At 59.7% G+C, this 23,417-nt stretch carries 24 protein-coding genes; 13 read left to right on the top strand and 11 right to left on the bottom strand.

Annotated elements, in window-relative coordinates; translation table 11 throughout:
* Nucleotides 1-48 precede the first annotated feature (48 nt).
* Nucleotides 49-369 carry a 2Fe-2S iron-sulfur cluster-binding protein gene (locus M0412_RS06025; protein WP_269697946.1) on the top strand — a complete coding sequence of 107 codons (321 nt, stop codon included), beginning with the start codon at nucleotides 49-51 and terminating at the stop codon, nucleotides 367-369.
* A 309-nt stretch (nucleotides 370-678) separates the two neighbouring features.
* Here M0412_RS06025 and M0412_RS06020 read toward each other — a convergent pair whose 3' ends face one another.
* Nucleotides 679-1,305 carry a DUF922 domain-containing Zn-dependent protease gene (locus M0412_RS06020; RefSeq protein WP_142839670.1) on the bottom strand — a complete coding sequence of 209 codons (627 nt, stop codon included), beginning with the start codon at nucleotides 1,303-1,305 and terminating at the stop codon, nucleotides 679-681.
* 179 nt (nucleotides 1,306-1,484) lie between these two features.
* Here M0412_RS06020 and folP point away from each other — a divergent pair, with 179 nt between their 5' ends.
* The 3 genes from folP (at nucleotide 1,485) to folK (ending at nucleotide 3,233) form a co-directional block, all read left to right on the top strand.
* Complete coding sequence (folP, locus tag M0412_RS06015) at nucleotides 1,485-2,270, top strand: dihydropteroate synthase (RefSeq protein ID WP_269698824.1); 786 nt, start codon at nucleotides 1,485-1,487, stop codon at nucleotides 2,268-2,270.
* Between the two features lie 77 nt (nucleotides 2,271-2,347).
* The gene (folB, locus tag M0412_RS06010; RefSeq protein ID WP_142839671.1) at nucleotides 2,348-2,713 is read left to right on the top strand and encodes a dihydroneopterin aldolase; all 366 of its coding nucleotides are present in this window, start codon (nucleotides 2,348-2,350) and stop codon (nucleotides 2,711-2,713) included.
* A 4-nt stretch (nucleotides 2,714-2,717) separates the two neighbouring features.
* Complete coding sequence (folK, locus tag M0412_RS06005; RefSeq protein ID WP_269698823.1) at nucleotides 2,718-3,233, top strand: 2-amino-4-hydroxy-6-hydroxymethyldihydropteridine diphosphokinase; 516 nt, start codon at nucleotides 2,718-2,720, stop codon at nucleotides 3,231-3,233.
* 14 nt (nucleotides 3,234-3,247) lie between these two features.
* Here folK and M0412_RS06000 read toward each other — a convergent pair whose 3' ends face one another.
* The 4 genes from M0412_RS06000 to M0412_RS05985 all read right to left on the bottom strand — a co-directional run bounded on the left by M0412_RS06000 (nucleotide 3,248) and on the right by M0412_RS05985 (nucleotide 7,100).
* Nucleotides 3,248-3,808, bottom strand: a complete 561-nt coding sequence (locus M0412_RS06000) for a hypothetical protein (protein ID WP_142839672.1) — start codon at nucleotides 3,806-3,808, stop codon at nucleotides 3,248-3,250.
* Nucleotides 3,809-3,937: 129 nt separating this feature from the next.
* A complete protein-coding gene (locus M0412_RS05995; RefSeq protein WP_269697945.1) occupies nucleotides 3,938-5,017 on the bottom strand; it encodes a YcjF family protein in 1,080 nt (359 codons plus the stop codon).
* On the bottom strand, nucleotides 5,014-6,492 hold the full coding sequence (locus M0412_RS05990; RefSeq protein ID WP_149897692.1) for a YcjX family protein: 1,479 nt from the start codon (nucleotides 6,490-6,492) through the stop codon (nucleotides 5,014-5,016). Before M0412_RS05990 ends, M0412_RS05995 begins: the two co-directional genes overlap by 4 nt.
* Before the next feature lie 131 nt (nucleotides 6,493-6,623).
* Nucleotides 6,624-7,100 (bottom strand): histidine phosphatase family protein, encoded by a 477-nt coding sequence (locus M0412_RS05985; RefSeq protein WP_237681348.1) that lies wholly within the window; start codon nucleotides 7,098-7,100, stop codon nucleotides 6,624-6,626.
* Nucleotides 7,101-7,402: 302 nt separating this feature from the next.
* Here M0412_RS05985 and dksA point away from each other — a divergent pair, with 302 nt between their 5' ends.
* The gene (dksA, locus tag M0412_RS05980) at nucleotides 7,403-7,822 is read left to right on the top strand and encodes an RNA polymerase-binding protein DksA (RefSeq protein ID WP_046800250.1); all 420 of its coding nucleotides are present in this window, start codon (nucleotides 7,403-7,405) and stop codon (nucleotides 7,820-7,822) included.
* 113 nt (nucleotides 7,823-7,935) lie between these two features.
* On the opposite strand, the gene M0412_RS05975 is transcribed toward dksA, so the two are convergent.
* On the bottom strand, nucleotides 7,936-9,213 hold the full coding sequence (locus M0412_RS05975) for a flagellar biosynthetic protein FliO (protein WP_269697939.1): 1,278 nt from the start codon (nucleotides 9,211-9,213) through the stop codon (nucleotides 7,936-7,938).
* A gap of 332 nt (nucleotides 9,214-9,545) precedes the next feature.
* Here M0412_RS05975 and cckA point away from each other — a divergent pair, with 332 nt between their 5' ends.
* The 6 genes from cckA (at nucleotide 9,546) to M0412_RS05945 (ending at nucleotide 17,506) form a co-directional block, all read left to right on the top strand.
* Nucleotides 9,546-12,131 (top strand): cell cycle histidine kinase CckA, encoded by a 2,586-nt coding sequence (gene cckA, locus M0412_RS05970; protein WP_269697937.1) that lies wholly within the window; start codon nucleotides 9,546-9,548, stop codon nucleotides 12,129-12,131.
* A gap of 305 nt (nucleotides 12,132-12,436) precedes the next feature.
* Nucleotides 12,437-12,790 (top strand): ATP-dependent Clp protease adapter ClpS, encoded by a 354-nt coding sequence (gene clpS, locus M0412_RS05965; protein ID WP_142839678.1) that lies wholly within the window; start codon nucleotides 12,437-12,439, stop codon nucleotides 12,788-12,790.
* Nucleotides 12,791-12,800: 10 nt separating this feature from the next.
* Nucleotides 12,801-15,317: an ATP-dependent Clp protease ATP-binding subunit ClpA gene (gene clpA, locus M0412_RS05960; protein ID WP_269697935.1), complete on the top strand. Its 2,517-nt coding sequence runs from the start codon at nucleotides 12,801-12,803 to the stop codon at nucleotides 15,315-15,317.
* A 68-nt stretch (nucleotides 15,318-15,385) separates the two neighbouring features.
* The gene (locus M0412_RS05955) at nucleotides 15,386-16,144 is read left to right on the top strand and encodes an AzlC family ABC transporter permease (protein WP_269697933.1); all 759 of its coding nucleotides are present in this window, start codon (nucleotides 15,386-15,388) and stop codon (nucleotides 16,142-16,144) included.
* Entirely contained in the window at nucleotides 16,141-16,485 is a 345-nt protein-coding gene (locus tag M0412_RS05950; RefSeq protein ID WP_161991183.1) for an AzlD domain-containing protein, read from the top strand. The genes M0412_RS05955 and M0412_RS05950 overlap by 4 nt, the downstream gene beginning before the upstream one ends.
* 70 nt (nucleotides 16,486-16,555) lie before the next feature.
* Nucleotides 16,556-17,506: a phosphatase PAP2 family protein gene (locus M0412_RS05945; protein WP_269698822.1), complete on the top strand. Its 951-nt coding sequence runs from the start codon at nucleotides 16,556-16,558 to the stop codon at nucleotides 17,504-17,506.
* Here the strand turns inward: M0412_RS05945 and M0412_RS05940 are convergent.
* Entirely contained in the window at nucleotides 17,485-18,375 is an 891-nt protein-coding gene (locus M0412_RS05940; protein ID WP_269697929.1) for a LysR family transcriptional regulator, read from the bottom strand. The genes M0412_RS05945 and M0412_RS05940 overlap by 22 nt on opposite strands.
* Nucleotides 18,376-18,484: 109 nt before the next feature.
* Between M0412_RS05940 and M0412_RS05935 the strand changes: the two genes are divergently transcribed.
* Nucleotides 18,485-19,336 carry an urea carboxylase-associated family protein gene (locus tag M0412_RS05935; protein WP_269697927.1) on the top strand — a complete coding sequence of 284 codons (852 nt, stop codon included), beginning with the start codon at nucleotides 18,485-18,487 and terminating at the stop codon, nucleotides 19,334-19,336.
* Between the two features lie 178 nt (nucleotides 19,337-19,514).
* On the opposite strand, the gene M0412_RS05930 is transcribed toward M0412_RS05935, so the two are convergent.
* From M0412_RS05930 to M0412_RS05915, 4 genes are read right to left on the bottom strand one after another with little or no spacing between them, the layout of a single operon-like run.
* Nucleotides 19,515-19,946 (bottom strand): HIT family protein, encoded by a 432-nt coding sequence (locus M0412_RS05930; protein WP_269697925.1) that lies wholly within the window; start codon nucleotides 19,944-19,946, stop codon nucleotides 19,515-19,517.
* Nucleotides 19,947-19,968: 22 nt separating this feature from the next.
* Nucleotides 19,969-21,162 (bottom strand): GNAT family N-acetyltransferase, encoded by a 1,194-nt coding sequence (locus M0412_RS05925; RefSeq protein WP_269697923.1) that lies wholly within the window; start codon nucleotides 21,160-21,162, stop codon nucleotides 19,969-19,971.
* Nucleotides 21,159-21,899, bottom strand: coding sequence for a glycerophosphodiester phosphodiesterase (locus tag M0412_RS05920; RefSeq protein ID WP_161991184.1), 741 nt, complete (start codon nucleotides 21,897-21,899; stop codon nucleotides 21,159-21,161). The genes M0412_RS05925 and M0412_RS05920 overlap by 4 nt, the downstream gene beginning before the upstream one ends.
* On the bottom strand, nucleotides 21,896-22,366 hold the full coding sequence (locus tag M0412_RS05915) for a RidA family protein (RefSeq protein WP_065115506.1): 471 nt from the start codon (nucleotides 22,364-22,366) through the stop codon (nucleotides 21,896-21,898). Before M0412_RS05915 ends, M0412_RS05920 begins: the two co-directional genes overlap by 4 nt.
* 116 nt (nucleotides 22,367-22,482) lie before the next feature.
* On the opposite strand from M0412_RS05915, the gene M0412_RS05910 reads away from it, so the two are divergent.
* Complete coding sequence (locus tag M0412_RS05910; RefSeq protein ID WP_142839685.1) at nucleotides 22,483-23,325, top strand: cell envelope integrity EipB family protein; 843 nt, start codon at nucleotides 22,483-22,485, stop codon at nucleotides 23,323-23,325.
* Nucleotides 23,326-23,417 lie beyond the last annotated feature (92 nt).

Genomic DNA, 23,417 nt, shown 5'->3' with positions numbered 1-23,417 from the left:
TTTCTATGTGTTTAGAACAGTTCTTAGATCACCATTTTGGATTCCGGCATGACAAAACTGACCATCGTTGCCTTTGACGGCACGCCCCATGAACTCGATGTGAGCAACGGTTCCACCGTCATGGAGAACGCCGTGCGCAACTCCATTCCGGGCATCGATGCGGAATGTGGCGGCGCCTGTGCCTGCGCGACCTGTCATGTCTATGTTGATGACGCCTGGGCGGAGCGTGTCGGCGGGCCGGAGCCGATGGAAGAGGACATGCTGGATTTCGCCTTCGAAGTGCGCCCCACCTCGCGTCTCTCCTGTCAGATCAAGATGAATGACGAGCTTGACGGTCTTGTCGTTCACATTCCCGAACGCCAGGGCTGAAGGCTCTCCACTTTGTCGGCCGCAGAAAAAGCCCCGCTCACCAGATAGAGGAGAGCGGGGCGAGGCGGGTACGCAGCATGCAGGCGAGGGAGGAAACACCTGCGAGCCCTCAAGTGCGCACCGGGAGAACCGGAGAGGGTTTCAAGCGCCGGACCCGCTGCGGGCCACAACCGTTAAAAACCACATGAACAAGCTACAATGAGTCTCGGCGGCGGCACCATGACGAGAAGTCACGGGTGAGATCGGACATGACGTAACGTCATGTTTCCGTTGCGTTGCGCCTTTAATGGGAGGTGCGGCGAAGGCGGTTTACCGCCTGTTCTGCCCCTGTTCGAGCCGGTTTTTCAAAAGCCGGGTCATGCGGGCGTCGAAATTTTTCGATTCCACCACATCGAAACGCAGCTGGTCCCTGTCGTGTTCATCCATCACCGTCTGGGTGATCTTGCCGACCATTTCCTGAAGCGTCTCGCAATTTTTCTGCGGATGAAGGGCTGCCAGCTGCCTTTCGAGCGAACGGGCATGGGTGCGGGCGATTTCCGCGTGCCGTTCCTCATGGCGCTTGATATCGGCCAGCAGCGTATCCCAGATGAAGGCCAGCTCCGCCGTGGTGCGGCGGCGGTTTTTCCATCGCGGCAAAAGGATACGGGTGTTCAACAGAACCTTGGCCGTTCCAACACTGCACTGTCCGTTTTTTTCCACATAGGTGAGTTCGCCACCGAATTTAATCTCGGTCGCACCGGGATGGCGCGCGCCGGTGTTGCGCGTCAGCGGGCCATGCTTGGAAAGCTGCTGGTCGAGATCGGCGGCGGTTTTGCCGGTGATCGAAAAATAGGAATAGGTCTTGCGGACGATGGTGTCGGAAAAAGCCGGCCCGGCCGAAGAAAGTGCCAGCGCGCCCGCAAGGGCGACGCAAAGAGCACGTGATGATTTGGTCATGACCCGGCCTTCCGGTTGAACTTGAAAATCGTTTGCTGCATAGGCGGAGCGGAACCTATAAGAATTGGCATAACATTCCGTTATTCCCGAAAGGCGCGTGTTACGTGATAACAGCCGGCAGCAACGTGTGGCAAGCGGCCCATGGCCGCTCCCTGAAACTTGATGGGCGTGGCCGTATTATGGCCATCGTCAACGCCACGCCCGATTCATTTTCCGATGGCGGCCGTTTTCTCGCCGTCGATGCGGCTTTTTCCCATGCATTGAGCTGTGTGGAACAGGGCGCTGACATCATCGATATCGGCGGCGAATCCACCCGGCCGGGTGCGGCGGAGGTAACAGAGGCGCAGGAGCAGGATCGGGTACTGCCGGTCATCGAGAGGCTGCGCCGCGAGACGGACGTTCTGATTTCCGTCGATACCTATCGTGCGTCGACGGCAAGGCTTTCGATCGAAGCGGGCGCGCATATCGTCAATGATGTCTTCGGCCTGCAGAAGGATGCGGAAATGGCGGGCGTGGTCGCCGCCGCGTGCGCCGGCGTCTGCATCATGCATACCGGCCGCGACAGGCAAAAACGGGCCGATGTCATCGAGGACCAGTTCGAATTCCTCAATCGCTCGCTGGAGATTGCGCAGGATGCGGGTGTTGCCCGAGATGCCGTCGTGCTCGATCCCGGTTTCGGGTTTGCCAAGGACGAGCGCGAAAATGTCGAGCTTATGGCGCGATTCGGTGAGCTTGCCGCTTTTGGCCTGCCGGTTCTGGCCGGCACGTCGCGCAAGCGTTTCATCGGGTCGCTGACGGGCCGGGATGCGGCCCCCGAACGCGATATCGGAACGGCTGCGACAACAGCGATCCTGCGCCTTTCGGGTGCTTCGATTTTTCGCGTGCACAATGTCATTGCCACACGCGATGCACTGGCAATTGCCGATGCGGTTCTTGCCAAAGCGTCGGCAAAGGCCGATGCGTAGATCAACGAGTGCCGGAGCGCCGTGTCCCCGCAAGGGCGCGGCTTTCGGCGAAACATTCCTGCCATGGAGGCGATGCGATGAGCCGCTATACCATCATCCTGAAAAACTGTTCCTTTTTCGCCCGTCACGGCCTTCTCGAGCAGGAGGAGGTGCTGGGCCAGCGCTTTTTCGTCGATGCCGAGATGGAGGTCGAGGCGGGTGATGCGCTGGAAACCGACGAGATCGAAAATACCGTCGATTATGGTGTGGCCTTCGCCGTCATCGAAAAAATCGTCGTCGGGCAGCGCCGTTATCTCATCGAGGCGCTGGCGAACGATATCGCCAAGGCGCTGCGCGCCCGGTACCCGCAGATCGTCTGGTTGCGCATCACGGTGCGTAAACCGTCCGCTCCCGTTCCCGGCATTCTCGACTACGCGCAGGTGAGCGTTGAACACCGTGCCTGAAAATATGACCGTCGCCGCATTGGGTCTTGGCGGCAATATCGGCGATCCCGCCGCCGCGATGGCCAAGGCCTTGCACGAACTGGATATGCATGAAAATTGCCGCCTGCTGGCCGTCTCCGGTCTTTATCGCACGCCTCCCTGGGGCAAGACGGATCAGGCGGATTTCTTCAATTGCTGCGCGCTGGTCGAAACCTCGCTTACGGCGCCCGCGCTGCTGCAATTATGCCTCGACATTGAAAGGGGCATGAAGCGGGTACGCACGGAACGCTGGGGCCCGCGCACCATCGATATCGATGTGCTGACCTACGGCAATGAATCTATCGTAACGGAAAGCATCGAAGTGCCGCATCCGCGCATGACAGGGCGGGCTTTCGTGCTGATGCCGCTCGCCGAGATTGCCCCGGATATCGAGGTGAAGGGAAAGCCGGTGCGGGAATGGCTTCAGCAGGCGGATAGAAGCGGTATTGTCCACACAAACGAAAAGCGGGAGTGGTGGACACTCCCGCTCGGCAATGACTGATAGGATTATCGCGCTTAGGGCTTGATCGAACCGACGGCGAGCTGATCGATGTCGCGCGCCAGCGTCACACCGATGACGGGGATCATTTGGTCGGCGACCTTGACGGAAATGGTGATGTTCATGGAGTTGTCACTCGAGACGCGGGCAACCATGGCGCCATTGAGCTTGGAACGGTTGATGCCGACGACGACCTTGTCGCCGTTGACCTGTCCGGAGGTGATGTCCAGTCCCTTGCCTTCGGCGCCGTCGAGGAACTTGCCTTCGTAGCTGCTGCCCTTCTGGCTGATGATGGCGGACATGGGCTGGCTGAAGACGCCGACGCGGCAGGTGCCGCCAAGCTTGATGCCGGTCTTTTTGTCATCAAGCGGTTCGCCCGTCAGATCACAGGTGAATTTGGTGCCCTTGTATTTGCCCGCGACGATTTCGCCCGGACCTTTCCAGACGCCGGCCACCGAGCGGAAGAACACGTCGTCGCGATCGCGCGATGCGGCATGGACGTCAGACAGGCCGAAACCGCCGCTGACGGACAATATGGCGGCAAGTCCGCCCACAAGCGAAAAGAAGCGCGAATACATGATACTTTCCCCGGCGAAGAAGCCTGTTCGATAGGCGGCAATCTACCGGCGGAATGGTTAATGCTTGGTTTATTTCACCCGTATTTGCGGTTTCGTTCGTAACCTTTTGAACCGCGCATGTCCGGCCAATCAGGCTTTTTCACCGCTTTTTCCGCCGCTTAAATCGGGCGTGAGGTCGGACATGAAATCACCGATCCCCGGCCGCTTCACCGCACGAAACGGCAGCGGGCGGCAAAGGTCCATCGCTGCAATACCGATTCGCGCCGTCATCAGGCCGTTGATGACGCCTTCGCCGAGGCGGGCGGAAAGCTTCGAGGCAAGCCCGTGTCCAAGGACCTGCTGGGCGAGACCATCTCCAACCGCGATGGAACCCGTGACGGCCAGATGGGCGACGACGTCGCGCAACAGCCGGAGCATGCCGAGCGTACCGGGGCGGCCGCCATAAAGCTCCGCCATGCCCCGAACCAGTCGCGTCACTTCGAACAGAACATAAGCGAGATCGACGATGGCACGCGGGCTGACGGCGGTGACCACGGAGACACGCTTGGAGGAATTGAGAATCAGCGCCCGTGCCTGCCTGTCGAGCGGCGCCAGCAATTCACGCTCGGCAAGCTCGATGAGATGCGGGCCGTCGATCACATCGTTTTCTGTATCTTTCAGCGCCGCACGGCCCTTGGCCGTTTCGGCCCGGTGGGAGAGAACGGCATTAAGGCGGGTGATGACGGCACGGGCGGGTTTCGGGCTCTTGTCGAGGCTCGCCGTCTCGGCATCGGCCTTGAGAGACTGCACGGCGTTGAGCCGCATGATGCCGAAGACTTCCCGCCCGACAAGGACGAGAACGGCGAAGAGCGCGACGATAAGGGCGATGCTCGCCGTGTAACCCAGCCAGTCGGAGCGGGAGAACAGGTTGCGGATAAGCTGATCTGCCCAGAGGCCGAAGGCGAGCGAGAACAGAACGCCAAGCGCGCCGAGCGCGAGCTTGCCGAAAGAGAAGCGGTTTTTCTTCGGCGAGGCCACTGGCAATGCGGCCGCATCGATCTCCTCCGGCGCCAGAAACGGATCGTCCTCGTCCGGCGTCAATGAAATCTCGGTGTCGAAGCTGCGCGGGGCACGTTTCTGCGCCGGCGACGGCCGTGCCGTCTCCTCTGTCTCGAGCGTGAAGGCTGCCGGGCGGCGGGCCTGCGGATCGTTGTGTGTGGGAGCCTTCATGCGAGCTTGTCTCCGAACAGGAACTGCATGGCGCGGTCGAGCCTGATATGGGGAACGGAAAGCCGGATGCCGCCGCTGCCCGGCTCGTCCACATTGGGCGGGCGGAAGCGCACGACATTGACATCCGGCAGCGTCGCCTTGTCGCCATCCTCGTCTATGCTGCGAAACAACGGCTCCGGGTCTTCGGGCAGGTCGCCGGGAAAGATCGCTGTTTTGCGATTGCCGTCGAAGGTCTCGCCATTGATGGTTTCTCCAGCCATCGGCGTACCGACGATAACCGGAAGCTCGTGGCCGTCCTGACGCACGCTTGCCTCTCTGGTGGCGCGCACGGAAGCAAGCGCCATGACCTCGATGCCGGCGCCGTTCATGCCGATGGTGGTGATGGCGCGGTCCACCAGACGACGGGTCAGCCGCTCCAGCCGGTCATGGCTTTCGTGATGCAGATGGTCGGCCTTGGTGGCGGCAATCAGCACCTTGTCGATGCGCCGGCCGATCAGCGAGGATAACAGACTATTGGTGCCGGGGCGGAAACAGGCAAGCACATCGCCCAGCGCCCGTTCCAGATCCTGAACGGCCTCCGGTCCGCGATTGACGGCCTGCAGCGTGTCGATCAGCACGATCTGACGGTCGAGACGGGCGAAATGCTCGCGGAAGAAAGGTTTGACCACGATCGACTTATAGGCGTCGTAACGCCGCTCCATCATCGCCCGCAGCGAACCCTTTGGCGCTTTTTCGTCGGTCAGCCCCGGCAGGGGCGCAAAGGTCAGCGCCGGAGAACCTTCCAGATCGCCCGGCATCAGGAAACGGCCGGGCGGCAGGGTGGAGAGCGATCTCTCGTCGGACTTGCAGGCTTTCAGATAGGCCGCGAAACTTTCCGCCAGCCGCCGCGCCGTCATCTCATCGGCAGGTGCATTGATATCGAGCGAAGAGGCTATCGCCAGCCATTCCTGCGCCAGCTCGGCGCGGATGCCGCTCCCGGCAAGTGCGACGGTCGCGTCACTGAACTGTTTGTAATCCTGTGACAGAAGCGGCAGGTCGAGCAGCCATTCGCCGGGATAATCGACGATATCGATGGATAGCTTGCCGGCCGAGAACCACCGGCCCCAGCCGCTGGCGCTCTGGTAATCCAGCGTGATCCTGAGTTCCGAGATTGCCCGCGTCGAATCCGGCCACAGCCTGTCGCGCACCAGCGCCTGAATATGGTCTTCGTACTGGAAGCGGGGAATGGCATCGTCCGGCTGCGGCTCGAGGCGCACATTCGAGACGCGGCCTGACCGCATGGCCTCGAATAAGGGCAGGCGACCGCCGTTCAGGAGGTTGTGGACGAGGGAGGAAATGAAAACCGTCTTTCCCGCCCGCGAAAGGCCTGTAACGCCAAGCCGCAATGTCGGATGGGTAAGGTTGCTCGCACGGTCGGCCAGATTATCGAGCGCGATAAGCGCACTGTCTGTCAGGGACGTCAGAGAAGGCGGCAATGGCAGTTTCCCGGCTGTGGTTCATGATCACGGCTGCAATATAGGAAGTCGCGGCTGCCCAAAAAAGAAGCGCCCCGGTGGATTTTCACGGCAGCCGCCATCGGCGGTGGTTCCGTCACGCGTTGGGGCTGCTACTTGCCGGGTGAGAGAAAATCGACCAGTCGCCAGCGATCCGCGCCGTTTACAGCACTGCCGTCGTGATCGAGTACGGCAAGCCCTGCTGTCGGGAAACCGGAGGGCAGGGCGGCATGCAGCAGATCTTCGCCGATCATCGCTTCCAGTGTCGCTTCCATGGTGGGGTTATGGCCCACCAGCATCACCGAACCAGCATCCGTCTGCGCTGCGATGAGGGAGAGATAGGTTTCGCTGCGGGCATTATACATTTCATCGACATAGGCGATTTCGATGCCTTCGTTGAAAGCGCGCTGCCAGGCCTGCGTGGTCTGCCGGCAGCGTGCAGCGGTGGAGGATAAGAGCATGTCGGGGCGGTAACGCCGGTCGGCGGCAAGGTCGGCAACGATCTCCGCCTCGGCAAAACCTGCTTCATTCAATCCACGGTCGAAATCGCGTTCCCCCGGCGCCGCCCAGGCGGCTTTGGCGTGGCGCAAAAGATAAACTCGCTTCGGATGAGAATCTGTCAAGGGCAGGAACCGGCGTTCGAAACTCTGGGGTACAGCCGGATGCTACAGGATAGGATCAAGGGACCGCAAGTCCTCTTTCCTGTTGGCAAGTCGCATTGAAGTGATCGAAGAACAGATCGCCTCGACGCCAATAAAGGATAAAAATTAGTCATTTAGATGATTTTTGTGTCAGTTTTAAAAATGCCTGAAAACTGATCTGTAGACTTGAACCGGCCTATATCATTGGAGTATACACCGCCGCATTGAGATGTTCTTCGAGGAGAATCGCGTTGAGTGAGAAGATCGATCTTAGCAAATATGTACTCTCGGAAGACGACGAGTTCATGAATGCCAGCCAGCGGGCCTACTTCCGCGCGAAGCTGGTCGCCTGGAAAAATGACATCCTGAGAGAAGCGCGCGAGACCCTCGGACATCTCGCCGAAGAAAGCGCCAATCACCCCGATCTCGCTGACCGGGCTTCATCCGAAACAGACCGGGCGATCGAACTTCGCGCCCGCGACCGTCAGCGCAAGCTGATTTCCAAAATCGATGCGGCTCTTCAGCGGATCGAAGACGGCACCTACGGTTTCTGTGAGGAAACGGGTGAACCTATCGGCCTCAAGCGTCTTGACGCCCGCCCGATAGCGACACTTTCCATCGAGGCGCAGGAACGTCACGAGCGTCGCGAAAAAGTTTATCGCGACGAATAACAAGGCTGCTGTGCCGGACGCTGCCGCGAACCGGCCATCTCAAGCACCGGACATACAAAAAGGGCACGGAATTATTCCGTGCCCTTTTGCATTGAAGCTCCATGCGCGCCGCCTCAGCGGTCGCGGGTAACGGAAAGCTCGCCGAAAATACGCGCCATTTCTTTCTGCACGTCACCATCTGGCGACGCTCCGGTAACTGGTGGCGAAACGGGTTCGTTTTTCTGCTGCTTTTCCGGGGCGGCGGCAATGGACGGTTCATTGTCCGCATCCCGGCTCTTGGCTATCTCGGCTTCGAGAAAGCTCTCGAAATCGCTGGCCAGCTCATCGGAAAATTTCGGCTCAGCGTCATTGGACGCAAAAGCGGGAGTTTCCGGTTTCGGCGGGAAAGGGGCCGGCGGTACATTCGGTTCGGACTTGAGGCCAGGAAGAACCCGCTCGCGTGCAGCGTCGAGAAAATCTGCGGCGCTGGATTGATCGAGCACCGGCTCACGTGCGGCAAAAACCGGTGGAGCGATGACCGTCGGCCGTTCTTCCTCCACCTTTGCCTGCGTCACCTGTGCGGGAGCCGGCGAAACGACCGGTATCGGTGTTTGTACCGGAGCGGGCGTGAAGGGTTCCGCACGACGCGGTTCGCTGCGTTGGCCGGCCGTGTCGAGCGATGCGGCGACGGCTGGCACAGTGGTGGCTGCAGGAACAGCCGCAGCCACTGCTGACGACTGCGGCGTTGGGCGAGGGATTTCCCTCTCGGGCGCGGCCTGTCTCACCGGGGAAGCGGGCTCGCGAACTGCGACCGGCGGCGGCGATACGGGTTGCGGTGGTGTCGATGGACGCGGCGGCAATGGTGACGTTGTTGCGGCCGGTTGTGCGGGGCGAGGAGCAGGTGCGGTGGGCTCCGGCCGTTGCTGCGGCTGCCTTACCGGTTCCTGTGACACGGGAGCCGGGGCTGGTGCTGGTACTGGTGCTGCGACGGGCTGCTGTTGCGGCAGGGCGGAGCGGCGTTCCTGGGGAATGGACGGCTCGGCTCTCTTCGGCTCGCTTTCCTGACGCGGCAGTGCCTTCAGTTCCGGCTCCTGCACGTCCCTGACGATCGGGATTGCGCCGATACCGCTTTCGATGACGATATCTGTCGGCCCGCCAATCATCACCAGGTGCTCGACATTGTCGCGGCGAACCAGCACCAGACGGCGGCGCGCATCAACGGCCGTCGCGTCGAGAACCTGCAGGCGCGGCTGCCGGTTGCGCCCACCACGGATAAACGGCGACGAGCCGCTGCGCCTGCGCAGAAGCCATAAAGCAATCGCCAGAACGAGAAGCGCCACACCCACACCGACGACGGCGACGATGAGATTGTTTCCATAGGTGCCGATAAAATCATCCATCATGGAGATCATCCCTTCAGATTTTTTCGAGCAATTAATATTGCCGTGGTTCTTATAGTGTGAACGTCAAGCAGGAAAAGACGATTTTTTTGGACGCGATACAAGGTTTATCCGTCACCGTCCCCCTGGAACACAAAACCGGTTGGTGCGGCTTTCGGTTCCCTCGTCGACTGAAACGCCTGTGTATTGCGCCTCTCAGGCCGTTTTCCCTGTGCGTTTTTAAGCCTTTGTGGCCCGGCGGAGCTTTTTGATGCTCAAGCGAGTTGCTACAAGAAATTTTAACGCCCGATTCCGTCGAGGACCGTGGCTGACCGAATGACGACCTGCACGACTGCGAGGCCAAGATGACACGGGTGCGCGAGACAAGCGACAACGACCTTCCGCTGGTGGACAGGCGTGCCCGTTCCGGCACGGTTTTGCGCATCCTGCTTCTGGCGCTGGTGCTGATCGCCGCCGCCGCGGCCTTCGTGTATTTCAAGAACTCTTTGGAAAACGAAATCGTGCTCGGCATTCTTGGCGTGCTGGCGATGATGGGCATCTTTTTTCTGGTGTCGTCGATCATCGGTTTCATCGAGGTCATGCCGCAGTCGCAATCGGACGGGCTTGCCCGCCGTTTCCTGTCGGCCCATCCCGAAGGCACGCTGATCACCGATGCCAAGGGGCATATGGTTTATGCCAACGCCACCTATTGCCGCATGAGCGGCACCACCAGGGCGAGCGATATACAGAGCCTTGAAACGCTTTTGTCGCGCAGCCGGGAATCGACCGAGGCGCTTTACCGGCTCATCAATGTGCTGCGGGAAGGCCGCGACGGTTACGAGGAGTTCCGGCTGCAGAAGCCGCTTGGCGAGGATGCGAGCGCCGGGCCGCATTGGTACAGGCTTAAAGGCCGTGTGCTGAAGGATGCGGGCGGTGAGGGGCTGCACGTTTTCCAGATCGCCGACATCACGCCGGAGCGTGAGGATCAGGAACGGTTCTTCCGCGAATTACAGAATGCCATCGATTATCTCGACCACGCGCCGGCCGGTTTCTTTTCCGCCGGACGCAAGGGCGAGATCGTTTATCTGAACGCCACCCTGTCGGAATGGCTGGGCATCGATCTGGCGCAGTTTTCGCCCGGTTCGATGACCGTGTCCGACATCGTCGCTGGCGAAGGCATGGCGCTGATCGAATCCGTCCATCCGCAGGGCAGCGCCAAGCGCACCGAAATCCTTGATCTCGACATGCGCCGGGTGAACGGCCAGAGCATGCCGGCCCGCCTTGTGCATCAGGTCAGTTCCAAGGACGGTGCACCGGGCGAGAGCCGGACGATCGTTCTGATGCGCCCCAAGGGGCAGGAGGATACGGAATCCTCCTCCGCCATGCGTTTCACGCGCTTTTTCAACAATACGCCGATGGCGATCGCTTCGCTGGATGGCGAAGGCCGCATTCTGCGCATCAATGCACCCTTCCTCAAGCTGTTTTCCGGCGTTGTCGGACGTGACGATATCGACCGCGGTGTGGCGCTCGAAACCGTCCTTCACGACAATGAGAAGCCGCGGCTGGAACAGGCCCTCGCCGAGGCGAAGGATCGTCAGGGCGATATCGCGCCGTTCGATTCGCGCCACCCGAGCGACGAGACCAGGCATTTCCGTTTCTACGTCAACGCCGTCATCGATCAGGACGACGAGGCGCCGGAAGAGGTGGCAATCGTTTATGCCATAGAGGTGACGGAGCAGAAGGCGCTCGAAACCCAGATGGCGCAGACGCAGAAGATGAACGCCGTCGGCACGCTGGCGGGTGGCATTGCCCACGATTTCAACAATGTGCTGACTGCCATCCTGCTGTCGTCCGATCACTTGCTGCTGCAGGCGCGGCCCGCCGATCCGAGCTTTGCCGACCTCATGGAGATCAAGCGCAACGCCAACCGCGCGGCGGTTCTGGTGCGCCAGCTGCTGGCCTTCTCGCGCAAGCAGACCATGCGCCCGGCGGTGCTGAACCTGACCGACGTGATCGGCGATCTGCGCATGCTGGTCGACCGGTTGATTTCCGGAACCAATGTCAAGCTCGAGGTGGATTATGGCCGCGATCTCTGGCCGGTAAAGACCGACCTGTCGCAATTCGAGCAGGTGCTGATCAATCTCTGCGTCAATGCGCGTGATGCCATGCCTGATGGTGGCAAGATCACCATCCGCACCCGTAATGTGGATGCGAAGGAGGCGGCTGCGCTTGGCCGTCCGGAAGTTCCGGCGGAAGACATGGTCATGGTCGAGGTCGGCGATAACGGCACCGGCATTCCGCCTGAAATCATGGACAAGATTTTCGAACCCTTCTTCACGACCAAGGAAGTCGGCAAGGGCACCGGTCTCGGCCTGTCGATGGTCTATGGCATCGTCAAGCAGTCCGGCGGTTACATCTATCCCGAATCGGAAGTGGGCAAGGGCACTGCGTTCCGCATCTACCTGCCGCGCCATGTGGTGGAAGCCGTTGCGGGCCAGCAGCCCGGTGAAGCAGCGCTCACCCCGGTCGCGACACCCGAGCCGGTGAAGGAAGAACCGCTGGACCTCACCGGCAACTCCGCTGTCGTGCTTCTGGTGGAGGACGAGGAGGCGGTGCGACGCGGCGGCAAGCGCATGCTGGAAACCCGTGGCTACACCGTGCATGAGGCGGGCTCCGGCACCGAGGCGCTGGAGGTGATGGAGGAGCTGGACGGCAAGGTCGATATCGTCGTTTCCGATGTGGTGATGCCTGAAATGGACGGCCCTTCGTTGCTGCGGGAACTGCGCAAGTCCTATCCCGACCTGAAGTTCATCTTCGTGTCCGGTTATGCGGAGGACGCCTTTGCGAAAAACCTGCCGGCAGATGCCAAATTCGGCTTCCTGCCGAAGCCGTTCTCCCTGAAGCAGCTGGCGATCGCCGTGCGCGAAATGCTGGATGACAATGCCGGGTGACAACGCCGGGTAAGAGGGAGTAACGGCAGGGCGGTGCGACAGAGATTCGCTTCCACTGTTGGTCACTGCAGCCCTTTCCGACGGGCCGAAAACACGCCGCCATCGCCGGTTTGTCTGCGCCCACCCTCAGGAAGCCGTCACATCCCTACTTTTCCCGCGGTTTGCCCCTTCCCAAACGCAATAGTGATTGCGCCGTTGCGCAAGGGGCTTAAAATCACGTCACGACGACCTAGATATGAAGAGGCGAAGTTCTCCCTGCTGGCGATGAGCTGTCGGTTCGAGAATAGTGTGGAGAATGATGAAAGATGATCGCTAGGCCGATCTACATGCAGGGCGAGGGCGACGGGGAAGAAGGCGGCAACAACCGCGGCACCTCCGTTATCACCCGCGTCAAGGCAAAGACGAAAAGACCGAATTTGTACCGTGTTCTTTTACTGAATGACGACTACACTCCCATGGAGTTCGTCATCCACATTCTGGAGCGTTTTTTCCAGAAGGATCGCGAAGCGGCAACCCGTATCATGCTGCACGTGCACCAGCACGGCGTGGGAGAATGCGGGGTGTTTACATATGAGGTCGCAGAGACGAAAGTAAGCCAGGTCATGGATTTCGCCCGACAGCACCAGCATCCGCTGCAGTGCGTCATGGAAAAGAAATGAGGATCGCAACGTGCCAACTTTTTCCCCGAGTCTCGAGAAGGCGCTGCACCAGGCACTGACCTTTGCAAATGAGCGTCACCACGAATATGCGACGCTTGAACATCTCCTTCTGGCGCTGATCGACGACGCGGATGCCGCCGCCGTGATGGGCGCCTGCAACGTCGATCTCGATGCGCTGCGCAAGACCGTCAGCGATTATGTCGACAACGAACTGACCAACCTCGTGACCGGTTACGACGAGGATTCCAAACCCACATCCGGCTTCCAGCGGGTTATCCAGCGGGCCGTTATTCATGTACAATCGTCCGGCCGCGAGGAAGTGACCGGCGCCAACGTGCTTGTGGCGATTTTCGCCGAGCGCGAAAGCCATGCCGCCTATTTCCTGCAGGAGCAGGAAATGACCCGTTACGACGCGGTCAATTACATCTCCCACGGCATTGGCAAGCGTCCGGGCACGTCGCAGACACGTGCGCCGCGTGGTGCCGATGAGCCCGAAAGCGACAACAAGGCAAGCCGCAGCAATCCCGAGGAAGAAGGCCCGTCTGCCAAAAAGCAGCAGGACGCGCTGAAGGCCTATTGCGTCAACCTCAACGACAAGGCGCGCAACGGCAAGATCGACCCGCTGATCGGCCGCCATGAAGAGGTCAACCGCACCATCCAGATCCTCTGCCGCCGCTCGAAGAACAACCCGCTTTATGTGGGGGATCCCGGCGTGGGCAAGACGGCGATCGCCGAAGGCTTGGCCAAGCGCATCGTTGAAGGCAAGGTGCCGGAAGCGCTCGCCAACGACACCATCTTCTCGCTCGACATGGGCACGCTGCTTGCCGGCACTCGCTATCGTGGTGATTTCGAGGAGCGACTGAAGCAGGTTGTCAAGGAACTCGAAGAGTTTCCGGGCGCGGTGCTGTTCATCGACGAAATCCATACCGTCATCGGCGCTGGCGCTACCTCCGGTGGTGCGATGGATGCATCGAACCTGTTGAAGCCCGCGCTCTCTTCGGGCGCGATCCGCTGCATCGGTTCGACCACCTACAAGGAATATCGGCAGTTCTTCGAAAAGGACCGCGCACTGGTGCGTCGTTTCCAGAAAATCGACGTCAACGAGCCGTCGATCGACGACACCATCGCGATCATGAAGGGTCTGAAGCCCTATTTCGAGGATTATCATCACCTCAGATATTCCAATGAGGCGATCAAGGCTGCCGTTGAACTGTCGGCCCGCTACATCTCCGACCGCAAGCTGCCGGACAAGGCGATCGACGTGATCGACGAAACCGGTGCCGCGCAGATGCTGCTGCCCGCTTCCAAGCGCCGCAAGCTGATCACCGAAAAGGAGATCGAGGCCACCATCGCAACGATGGCCCGCATTCCTCCAAAGACGGTGTCCAAGGACGACGAGATGGTTCTCGCCAATCTCGAAAAGGAACTTCGCTCGGTCGTTTATGGTCAGGACATCGCCATCGAGGCGCTGGCAACGGCCATCAAGCTCGCCCGTGCGGGCCTGCGTGAACCGAACAAACCGATTGGCTCCTATGTCTTCTCCGGCCCGACGGGCGTGGGCAAGACGGAAGTGGCCAAGCAGCTTGCCGCCTCGCTCGGTGTCGAGATGCTGCGTTTCGACATGTCGGAATATATGGAGCGCCATACCGTGTCGCGCCTGCTCGGCGCACCTCCCGGTTATGTCGGCTTCGATCAGGGCGGTCTCTTGACCGATGGCGTCGATCAGCATCCGCATTCCGTGGTGCTGCTGGACGAAATCGAAAAGGCGCATCCCGACATCTACAACATTCTGTTGCAGGTGATGGACCATGGCTCGCTGACCGATCATAATGGCAAGAAGATCGACTTCCGCAACGTCATTCTCATCATGACGACCAATGCGGGTGCGTCCGAAATGGCCAAGTCGGCCATCGGTTTCGGTTCTTCACGCCGCACCGGTGAGGATGAAGAGGCGATCAACCGCCTGTTCACGCCGGAATTCCGCAACCGTCTGGATGCGATCATTCCGTTCTCGCCGCTGCCGACTGCCGTCATCCACAAGGTCGTGCAGAAGTTCGTCATGCAGCTCGAAACCCAGCTGTCCGAACGCAATGTCACCTTCGATCTGCATGAGGATGCGATCTCCTGGCTGGCGGACAAGGGTTACGACGAAAAGATGGGTGCTCGCCCGCTGTCGCGCGTGATCCAGGAACATATCAAGAAGCCGCTCGCCAACGAGATCCTCTTCGGCAAGCTCAAGAAGGGTGGCGTCGTCAGCGTCACCGTCGGCAAGAAGGACGACGGTTCCGATGGCCTCATGCTCGAGGTTCTGCCGGAAACTGCGCCCGTAAAGCCGAAGCCGGAAGCGGAACTGAAGGCTGCAAAGTCGCCAGGCAAGGCGTCGAAGGCCAAGGCGAAACCCGCCTCGAAGGCGGTGACAGTCAATGAGGAGGCGGATGTTCTGGTCGCCGAGGCGGACAAGCCCGACGAAGAGAACAAACCGCGCCGCAAGGCCAATACGGTGCCAAAGGTGCCGAAGAAGAAATGATGCGGTGACGCGACCGATAAACCGATGCCGGGCGAAAGCCCGGCATTTTCATGTGTAGCGGATAATGAATGCAAACGGCCGATAGCAATACCATCCCCCTGCGTGGCTGGTTCTTCAGGGGAATGCGGGGCATATTCTCGCTGCCCTCGCTCATTCTCATGACATCCTTTGTCGGTTTCAGCGCCTTTGCGCTGGAATCCGGCGTACCGCGCGGCGAAGCGGTGTTCATGACGCTGGTGATCTGGGCTCTGCCGGCCAAGATGATCCTGATCGGCTCCATGGTTGGCGGCGCCAATCTCGCCGCCTGTTTTCTGGCGGTCACGTTATCGTCGGTCCGGATGATGCCGATGGTCGCCTCCATCGTCCCGGAGATGCGAGGTGCGAAGACGCCGACATGGATATTGCTGTTTCTCTCGCATTTCGTCGCCATCACGGCCTGGGTTTTCGCCACGCAGAACCTCTCGAAAGTGCCGCGTGAGGCACGCGCCGCCTGGTTCGCTGGTTTCGGCATCACGCTTACCGTCATCAATGCCATCATTGTCGGCCTGTGTTATGGCGTCGTCGCCGCCTTTCCGCCGCTGGTCGCCGGCGTGCTGTTTTTCCTGACGCCGGTCTATTTCGTGGCATCGATCTGGGCGTCAGCCCGCCATTCCGTCGTCAAGGTCGCTTTTGTCATCGGTGTGATCGCCGGGCCGGCCTTTGCGGTTATCGCCCCCGAATTCGATATTCTCTATGCCGGCATCGGCGGAGGCACGCTTGCCTACATGATCGACCGCTTCGTCTTTCGTCGAAAGATCAAACCTGTGTCGCCGGAGAGTGAGTCATGATGACCGAAAACTGGTGGGCGCCCTATCTGTTCATCGCCATCGCCGGCTGGCTGGCGACCGATCTGTGGCGCTGGCTCGGCGTTCTCGCCGGCAACCGCCTGAAGGAAGATTCCGAGGCGCTTTATTGGGTGAGGGCGGTCGCTACCTCGCTGGTCATGGCCGTTACCGCCAAATTGATCGTCTTTCCAACCGGAACGCTGGAAGCCACACCCATGTGGCTACGCATCGGTGCGGCGGCCCTCGGTTTCATCGCATTCCTGCTTGCCGGCCAGCGTGTCATCGTCGGCGTGGCTGTCCCGATCGTGCTTCTGGCCGGCGGGCTGTTTGTACTCGATTTTTAATACAGGCCTTATCCGAATATTAAGCCCATTGCCCTACTTTGCCGCTGACTGGAACCGGGGCGGCAATTCCATGCGACTATTTGCGGCAGAGCGTTTTGTACTTGGCGTTATAGCCATATTATTCGTCATCGATGCGACATTGATCGCCGTCAAAGGCGTCAGCGTCGACTATGCCGGATATTTTTTGTGTGCGCTGGCGGGATCGGGCGTTTTCGTCCTGGGTCAGTTCTATCGCAAAAGCGGGCGTGATCTTCGCATCGCCACTGCCCTGATTTCGAGCGGGTTATTCATCCTGTTTTCGCTCGTCGCCTCGGTTTTCAACTACATGTTTCTGCCGGTTGCCTTTCCGGTCATCGATCAGGCGCTTTTCCGCGTGGATGCGGCTTTTGGTTATAGCTGGCCGGATATCGTTATTTGGGCAGCCACATATCCCTGGATCGGCAAAACGCTGTTCATGGTTTACGCCACCTCCTTACCACAACTCCTGCTGATCATCATCACGCTGGGTTTCACCGGTAAGGACAGGATGCTGCACCATTTTCTCGTCACAGGGGTGATTGGCGCGATGGCCAGCATCACCTTCTGGATATTTTTCCCGACCTATGGCGCCAAAGCCTATCATGAGTTGCCGCAGTGGGTGGCCCAGACAATTCCATTGGCTGTCGACCCTGCCTACGGGCGTGAGTTGATGCGACTGGGTCAGGAAGGCGTAAGCTACCTCACACCCAGAAATGTGCTGGGGCTGATCGGCTTTCCGTCATTCCACATCTTCATGGCGGCTATGTCCGTCTGGTTCGTGCCGCGTCACTGGCTGGTGATGGCGGTGATCCTGCCATTGAATTTCGTGATGCTACTGGCCGTTCTCGTTCAGGGCGGACACCATCTTGCCGATGTTTTCGGCGGTCTCATCGCTTTTGTCATCGTCTGCGCCGCCTCGGCCCGTCTGCTCAACTGGATGTCGGCAAGGGAGCAGACCCGTGAGACGATAACCGCTCCGGCTCAACTAGCCGCGGCAGAATAATTGCCGCGGGTTTCGCTCTCGTGGGCTTCCGTGAGAAGCCAGTCGGATAGCAGCCGAGCCGATCCGCTCATCTCTTCGGCTTCTATCAGCCAATAGTATTTTTCCGTATCGGCCGCTCCGTCGAAAAGCACTGTCAATTGCCCCTCGGTGATCTCGTCGCGCAGAAGTGCAGTCGGGCACAGACCGATGCCCTGACCAGCCTTCAGCGCGGTTACCAGCAGGTTGAAATCCGCAAAGATCGGCCCGGCGCTCTGGGGCAGGGGCAGGTGAGCCGTTGCCAGCCAGTCCCGCCATGCCGTCTCGCCGTCGTCATGGAGTAACTCCGCCTGACATAGGCTCGATGCGTCATCAAAGGGACCGGATTTCGCAATGTAAGCCGGCGCGCATGTCGGGCGCGTCTCGGCGCTGAAGAGCGCCACGGCTTTCTGTGCAGGGGCCGCGCCATGTATGATGCTGAGATCGGCCTCCACGGTGTGATCCCCTCCAGCATAGCTGATTGACACCTGTATGTCCGGATGCAAGGCCCGGAAGCGCGGCAGGCGGGGCGTCAGAAAATGCGCCACCACCGAGGGCAGGCTGGCAAGGCGCACAGTCATGCGATCGCGACCCCGGCGGATACGTTCCGCACCGGAGGCGATCTGCCGCAGACCGCCTGAAACCGTGATGCCGAATTCCCGGCCCGCCGGGGTAAGCCTCACGCCTCTTGCATGCCGGTCGAACAGAGCCACGCCAAGCCAGGCTTCCAGATTGCGCACATGCTGACTGACGGCGGTCGCCGTCATTCCAAGTTCCTGCGCGGCCAGAGAAAAGCTCTGTTTTCTGGCGGCGGATTCGAAAGCGCGGAGAGTGGCAGGCGGCGGCAGTTTCATGATTGATGAGGGTAAGTTACGCTTTGGCTGAGCGCAAGAAAAACCTGCCTTGTCAGCCGGGCGTTCATGCCGCAATTTCACGTCGACATTTCATCGCTTCGAGGATTTCATGACCCCTGTGCCTGCCGCCGAACCCGTCGATGCCGCCGCGCGCCGCGCTATCCGTCCCGTCGTCGTTTATCCGAATGGTACGCTTGAGACGCCGGACCTTTCGCGTCTGGAAAAGGCAAAAGAGGGCATGGAGAAGATCGACGAAGTGATCGTGCCGCCGCGCGACGGTCGTACTTTCAATGTGCCGAAGGGGCATTTTTTCCGCATCGTCAGCATCGAAGGTCCGCAGGTTGGGGATTTGAATCTGTGGAACGCCCATGATCTGAATGAGCGTTTTTTCAGCGGCAAGACCCGTGCCCTGCATGCCACCCATGTTTCCGTCGGCAACCGGCTGTGGAGCAACCTGCCGTCTCTTCGGCCCATGGCGACCATCACCCACGACACGCTGTCATGGTACGGCTGGGATGAGGATGGCGGCGGTGTGCATGACGTGATCGGCACCCGCTGCGATCCCTATACCCACAAGCTGCTGAGCGGCGGTGACTACCATCATTGCTGCCATTCGAACCTGACAAACGCACTTGCTTCGGCGAGCGGCCTGTCATTCCGGGAGGCGGAACCGCATGTGCATGATGTACTGAACGTCTTCATGTGCACGGGCTTTACCCGCGACACACACCAATATTTCATGAAGGCGAGCCCCGTGCGACCGGGCGACTTTCTGGAACTCTTTGCGGAAATCGATCTCATCGGCGCGCTCTCCGCCTGCCCGGGTGGCGATTGCGGCTCGGCCCATTCCAGCGACGCGGCTGCCTGTTACCCGCTGAAGGTGGAGATATTCCGGCCGGATATGGCTGTGCTTGAGGGCTGGCCGTGGCCGGAAAGGAATGCCTATCGCCCCGTGGAATGATGGTAAACATCACTGCCGTCATGCCGGACCAGATCCGGCATCCAGCCACGGCGCGTCTGCGCCGTGAAAGAACTCTTACGCGATCAAGGACTTGATCGCACTGGACCCCGGATCAAGTCCGGCGTGACGGGATGCGGATGCCGAGGTACTGCCTAACGCCTGGGCGTCTTGGCACGCCTCAAGAAGCCAACGCCGCCTTTATCTTCTCCGCATGGGCCTTCAGCACCTCGCCATCGGCCATGGTGCCGGAATGCGGCTTCAGCGGTTCACCTTCCTTGCGCGGAATGACGTGAAAATGCAGGTGGAACACGGTCTGGCCAGCCGCCGGCTCGTTGAACTGGGCGATGAAGACGCCATCGGCATCGAAGGCTTCCTTGGCCGCCACGGCTAGTTTCTGCACCACGGGAATGGTTTTCGCCAGCACTTCAGGGTCGGCATCGAGCAGGTTGCGCGAACCTGTTTTCGGAACGACCAGCAGATGGCCCGGGGCCTGCGGCATCACATCCATGAAGGCCAGCGTATGCTCGTCCTCGTAAAGCTTGTGGCTCGGAATTTCGCCACGCAGGATTTTTGCGAAGATATTGTTGTCGTCATAGGTGCTGGCCGTCATCGTGATCTCTCCTCATGGCGGACTAAACGTCCGGTTCCTGTCTCTCGCCCTTGCGGAAGGGCGTGTGTTCATCAAGATAGTCGCCGATATGCTCGACCTCTTCGCGCTCGCGCTGAAGATAGTCGGCGATGGCGCGGCGCAAGCCCGGATGGACGATGAAATGTGCCGAATGGGTGGTGACCGGCACATAACCGCGCGCCAGCTTGTGTTCGCCCTGGGCACCGGCTTCCACCCGTTTCAATCCCTTCGCCAGCGCGAAATCGATTGCCTGATGATAACAGACCTCGAAATGCAGAAAGGGATGGTCCTCGATGCAACCCCAATGGCGGCCATAAAGCGCATCCGAGCCGATGAAGTTGATCGCACCGGCAATGTAACGCCCATCGCGCTTCGCCATCACCAGCAGCACATCGTCGGCCATGCGCTCGCCGATCAGCGAATAAAACTCCCGGGTCAGATAGGGCCGGCCCCATTTGCGCCCGCCGGTATCGAGGTAGAAGGCGAAGAACTGGTCCCAGATATCCTCGGTCAGATCGCTTCCGGTCAGCCAGTCGATTTCGATGCCGTTTTCCAGCGCTGCACGGCGTTCCTTTTTCAGCCCCTTGCGCTTGCGCGAAGAAAGGGCGTCGAGAAAATCATCATGGTCGCGATAGCCGTTATTGATGAAATGGAATTGCTGGTCTGTCCTGTGCAGGAAATCACGGGGCAAAAGGGCTGACAGGTCGTCTTCGGGTAGAAACGTCACGTGTGCGGACGAAACGCCGATCTTTTCCGTCACCTGGGCGAGGCCGGAGGCCAGAAGCGGCTTGAAGCGCGTTTCGTCCACTGTTTCGGAAGTGAGCAGCCTCGGCCCGGTTGCGGGCGTAAAGGGCACCGAACATTGCAGTTTCGGATAATAATGGCCGCCGGCCCGCTCAAAAGCATCCGCCCAGCCATGGTCGAAGACATATTCACCCTTGCTGTGGTTCTTCAGATAGGCCGGTATTGCCCCGACCAGATCACCGGACGCGTTTTCGAGCAGCAGATGGTTTCCAAGCCAGCCGGTCTTGGCCGTCGCCGATCCGGACGCTTCCATCGATGATAGAAATGCGTGGGAGATAAAAGGATTATACGGTTTTCCTGCCGTGTTGCGAGAAGTTCCGGAAAGCCGTTTCCAGCTCTCCGGATCGATATCCCCCAGGGATTGCGCAACGCGAATGGAATAGTCTTCTGTCATGCCGTGGCGGAGGGGTTCTCTCTCGGGTCGAAACCTTCGAATGTCATCTGGTCCGCATATTTATAGGTAGTCTCGCGCGCATTTTCATCCCTGACTGTCCAGGTAATTACCGGAAGTCCGAGTTTTCTTTGCGCCTCGATGAAGCTGTTGGGCAGATGTCCCCAATGATAGGAGATGAAATCAAGCCCAAGCTGCATCGCTTCGTCGTGTTTGAAGAAGTCTTCCGGCTTGTTGCCTTCGGCCGTCAGACCCAGCGGCCAGGGGGAACCCGCAGCCTTCAGGTCTTTCAGCAGATGATGGTCGAAACTCATCAGCGCCACATGGCCCTTGTAACCCTCGAGGTCTTCCAGAACCGCCTCGGCAAAACCGTCATCGACGCCTTCGCCCTGCCGGCCTTTCAGCTCGATCACCAGCGGCACCTTGCCGGCGCAGAGCGCCAGAAGCTGCTTCAGCGTCGGAACACGATCCTTCGTCTGGCCGATGGAAAGCATCGATAGTTCGCCGGAGGTGCGTTCGCGCACGTCGCCCTTGATGCCGGTCAGGCGCGCCATGTCGTCGTCGTGAAAGATCACCGGCACGCTGTCGGCTGCCAGCTGCACGTCGCATTCGATGGCAAACCCGGCCTCGATGGCGCGGGAAAAGGCCGATAGCGTGTTTTCCCAGACCGCCTTGTTGAGATCATGATAACCGCGATGGGCGACGGGCTGCGCCGTCAGCCAGGAAAGTTTCAGTGTCATGCGTCGATTTCCACGATGGCGTCGATCTCGACGGCGGCATTGAAGGGCAGGCAGGCCATGCCAACGGCGGCGCGGGCATGCTTGCCGGCATCACCGAGAACATTGGCGAGAAGATTGGAGGCGCCGTTGATGACGAGGTGCTGTTCGACGAATTCCGGAACGGAGGCAACAAAGCCATTCAGCTTGATGACACGGCGAATTTTCGAGAGGTCGCCATTCAACGCGGCCTTGACCTGTGCGAGAATGTTGACGGCGCATAATTCGGCGGCGCGCTGGGCGCCTGGCACGTCTACATCGCGGCCAACCAGGCCGGTCACCGCAATCTTGCCAGATTCCATCGGCAGTTGACCCGATACATAAAGCAGATTGCCGCTGATGGTGAAGGGAACGTAGTTTGCGGCTGGTGCTGCGGCTACGGGAAGCGTAAAGCCAAGTTCCTTGAGGCGGCCTTCGATGACATCAGACATTTTCGTCTCCGGTTTTGTTGTAAATCCTTCAAGAATCCGGCATTCAGAAGATGTTGATCCAAAAGCCGGGCGGTTGCTTGTACAATATGAGCGGCTCTTCCAACAGGAGATATTGCATGTTTGTCAGGACGCTTGGTTTCGTTGCCGCAACAGGGCTTATGACCGGCCTGTCAAACGCCGCCAATGCCTTGCCGGTGGCGGTTCCGGACCTTGTCGCGCACCGCGCAGTCTATGATCTCGAACTCAAGGATGCGTCCGACCGCTCCGGCATCGAGGGCATGACCGGCCGCATGGTCTATGAATTCACCGGCTCGGCCTGTCAGGGTTACAAGACGGATTTCCGCTTCGTGACGCAGATCAACACCGGCGATGCGGTTCGCATGACGGACCAGCAGACCACCACCTTCGAGGATCTGGCCGCAAAGAAATTCACCTTCGAGACCAAGTCCTACACCGACGACAAGCTGGACAAGGAAGTGCAGGGGGCGGCAATCGACGGCACCGACGGCGTGAAGGTCGATTTGACGAGGCCTGATGCCCGCCAGGTCAGTCTTGTCGCCAGCGAGTTCCCGACGCAGCATATGTTTCAGGTCATCGAACATGCCAGGCAGGGAAAGCGAATCTTCGAATCGCGGATTTTCGACGGTTCCGATGATGGCGATGAGAGCCTGATCACCTCGACGCTGGTCGGCAAGTCACAGACCCCGAAGGATGGCGACGCGGACGCCGGCAAGGCGGGTGATTTCGCCAAGGCGGCATTCTGGCCGGTAACGATCGCCTATTACAACGACAAGACCGGCACCGACGCCCTGCCGATCTACCGCATGTCATTCAAGCTTTACGAAAACGGAATCACCCGCGATTTGACGATGGATTACGGCGATTTCGTTCTGACGGGGAAGCTTGCGAAGCTTGATATTCTCAAGCCCGAAACCTGCGAAAGCAAGCCAGTCCGCTGAAACGCGGCTATTTGAGCGATTTTTTCGCATAAATGCTTGCATTTTCATGCAGGCGACTGTATGCGGCTCACCATTCCACACGCGAAGCTTGG

Source organism: Agrobacterium sp. O3.4 (assembly GCF_041414895.1).
In the GTDB taxonomy this organism is placed as follows: domain Bacteria; phylum Pseudomonadota; class Alphaproteobacteria; order Rhizobiales; family Rhizobiaceae; genus Agrobacterium; species Agrobacterium cucumeris.
This window is presented reverse-complemented; position numbering and strand designations above follow the sequence as displayed.

Excerpts from the sequence above, each read along its gene's own strand:
- M0412_RS05950 (WP_161991183.1), top strand. The coding sequence starts at position 16,141 with ATGATGACCGAAAACTGGTGGGCGCCCTATCTGTTCATCGCCATCGCC.
- folB (WP_142839671.1), top strand. The coding sequence starts at position 2,348 with ATGAGCCGCTATACCATCATCCTGAAAAACTGTTCCTTTTTCGCCCGT.
- folP (WP_269698824.1), top strand. The coding sequence starts at position 1,485 with ATGGCCATCGTCAACGCCACGCCCGATTCATTTTCCGATGGCGGCCGT.
- M0412_RS06025 (WP_269697946.1), top strand. The coding sequence starts at position 49 with ATGACAAAACTGACCATCGTTGCCTTTGACGGCACGCCCCATGAACTC.
- M0412_RS06000 (WP_142839672.1), bottom strand. The coding sequence starts at position 3,808 with ATGTATTCGCGCTTCTTTTCGCTTGTGGGCGGACTTGCCGCCATATTG.
- M0412_RS05975 (WP_269697939.1), bottom strand. The coding sequence starts at position 9,213 with ATGATCTCCATGATGGATGATTTTATCGGCACCTATGGAAACAATCTC.
- M0412_RS05945 (WP_269698822.1), top strand. The coding sequence starts at position 16,556 with ATGCGACTATTTGCGGCAGAGCGTTTTGTACTTGGCGTTATAGCCATA.
- clpS (WP_142839678.1), top strand. The coding sequence starts at position 12,437 with ATGATCGCTAGGCCGATCTACATGCAGGGCGAGGGCGACGGGGAAGAA.
- folK (WP_269698823.1), top strand. The coding sequence starts at position 2,718 with ATGACCGTCGCCGCATTGGGTCTTGGCGGCAATATCGGCGATCCCGCC.
- M0412_RS05935 (WP_269697927.1), top strand. The coding sequence starts at position 18,485 with ATGACCCCTGTGCCTGCCGCCGAACCCGTCGATGCCGCCGCGCGCCGC.
- M0412_RS05915 (WP_065115506.1), bottom strand. The coding sequence starts at position 22,366 with ATGTCTGATGTCATCGAAGGCCGCCTCAAGGAACTTGGCTTTACGCTT.
- M0412_RS05955 (WP_269697933.1), top strand. The coding sequence starts at position 15,386 with ATGCAAACGGCCGATAGCAATACCATCCCCCTGCGTGGCTGGTTCTTC.
- M0412_RS05940 (WP_269697929.1), bottom strand. The coding sequence starts at position 18,375 with ATGAAACTGCCGCCGCCTGCCACTCTCCGCGCTTTCGAATCCGCCGCC.
- M0412_RS05910 (WP_142839685.1), top strand. The coding sequence starts at position 22,483 with ATGTTTGTCAGGACGCTTGGTTTCGTTGCCGCAACAGGGCTTATGACC.
- M0412_RS05920 (WP_161991184.1), bottom strand. The coding sequence starts at position 21,899 with ATGACACTGAAACTTTCCTGGCTGACGGCGCAGCCCGTCGCCCATCGC.
- M0412_RS05995 (WP_269697945.1), bottom strand. The coding sequence starts at position 5,017 with ATGAAGGCTCCCACACACAACGATCCGCAGGCCCGCCGCCCGGCAGCC.
- M0412_RS05930 (WP_269697925.1), bottom strand. The coding sequence starts at position 19,946 with ATGACGGCCAGCACCTATGACGACAACAATATCTTCGCAAAAATCCTG.
- M0412_RS05925 (WP_269697923.1), bottom strand. The coding sequence starts at position 21,162 with ATGACAGAAGACTATTCCATTCGCGTTGCGCAATCCCTGGGGGATATC.
- cckA (WP_269697937.1), top strand. The coding sequence starts at position 9,546 with ATGACACGGGTGCGCGAGACAAGCGACAACGACCTTCCGCTGGTGGAC.
- M0412_RS06020 (WP_142839670.1), bottom strand. The coding sequence starts at position 1,305 with ATGACCAAATCATCACGTGCTCTTTGCGTCGCCCTTGCGGGCGCGCTG.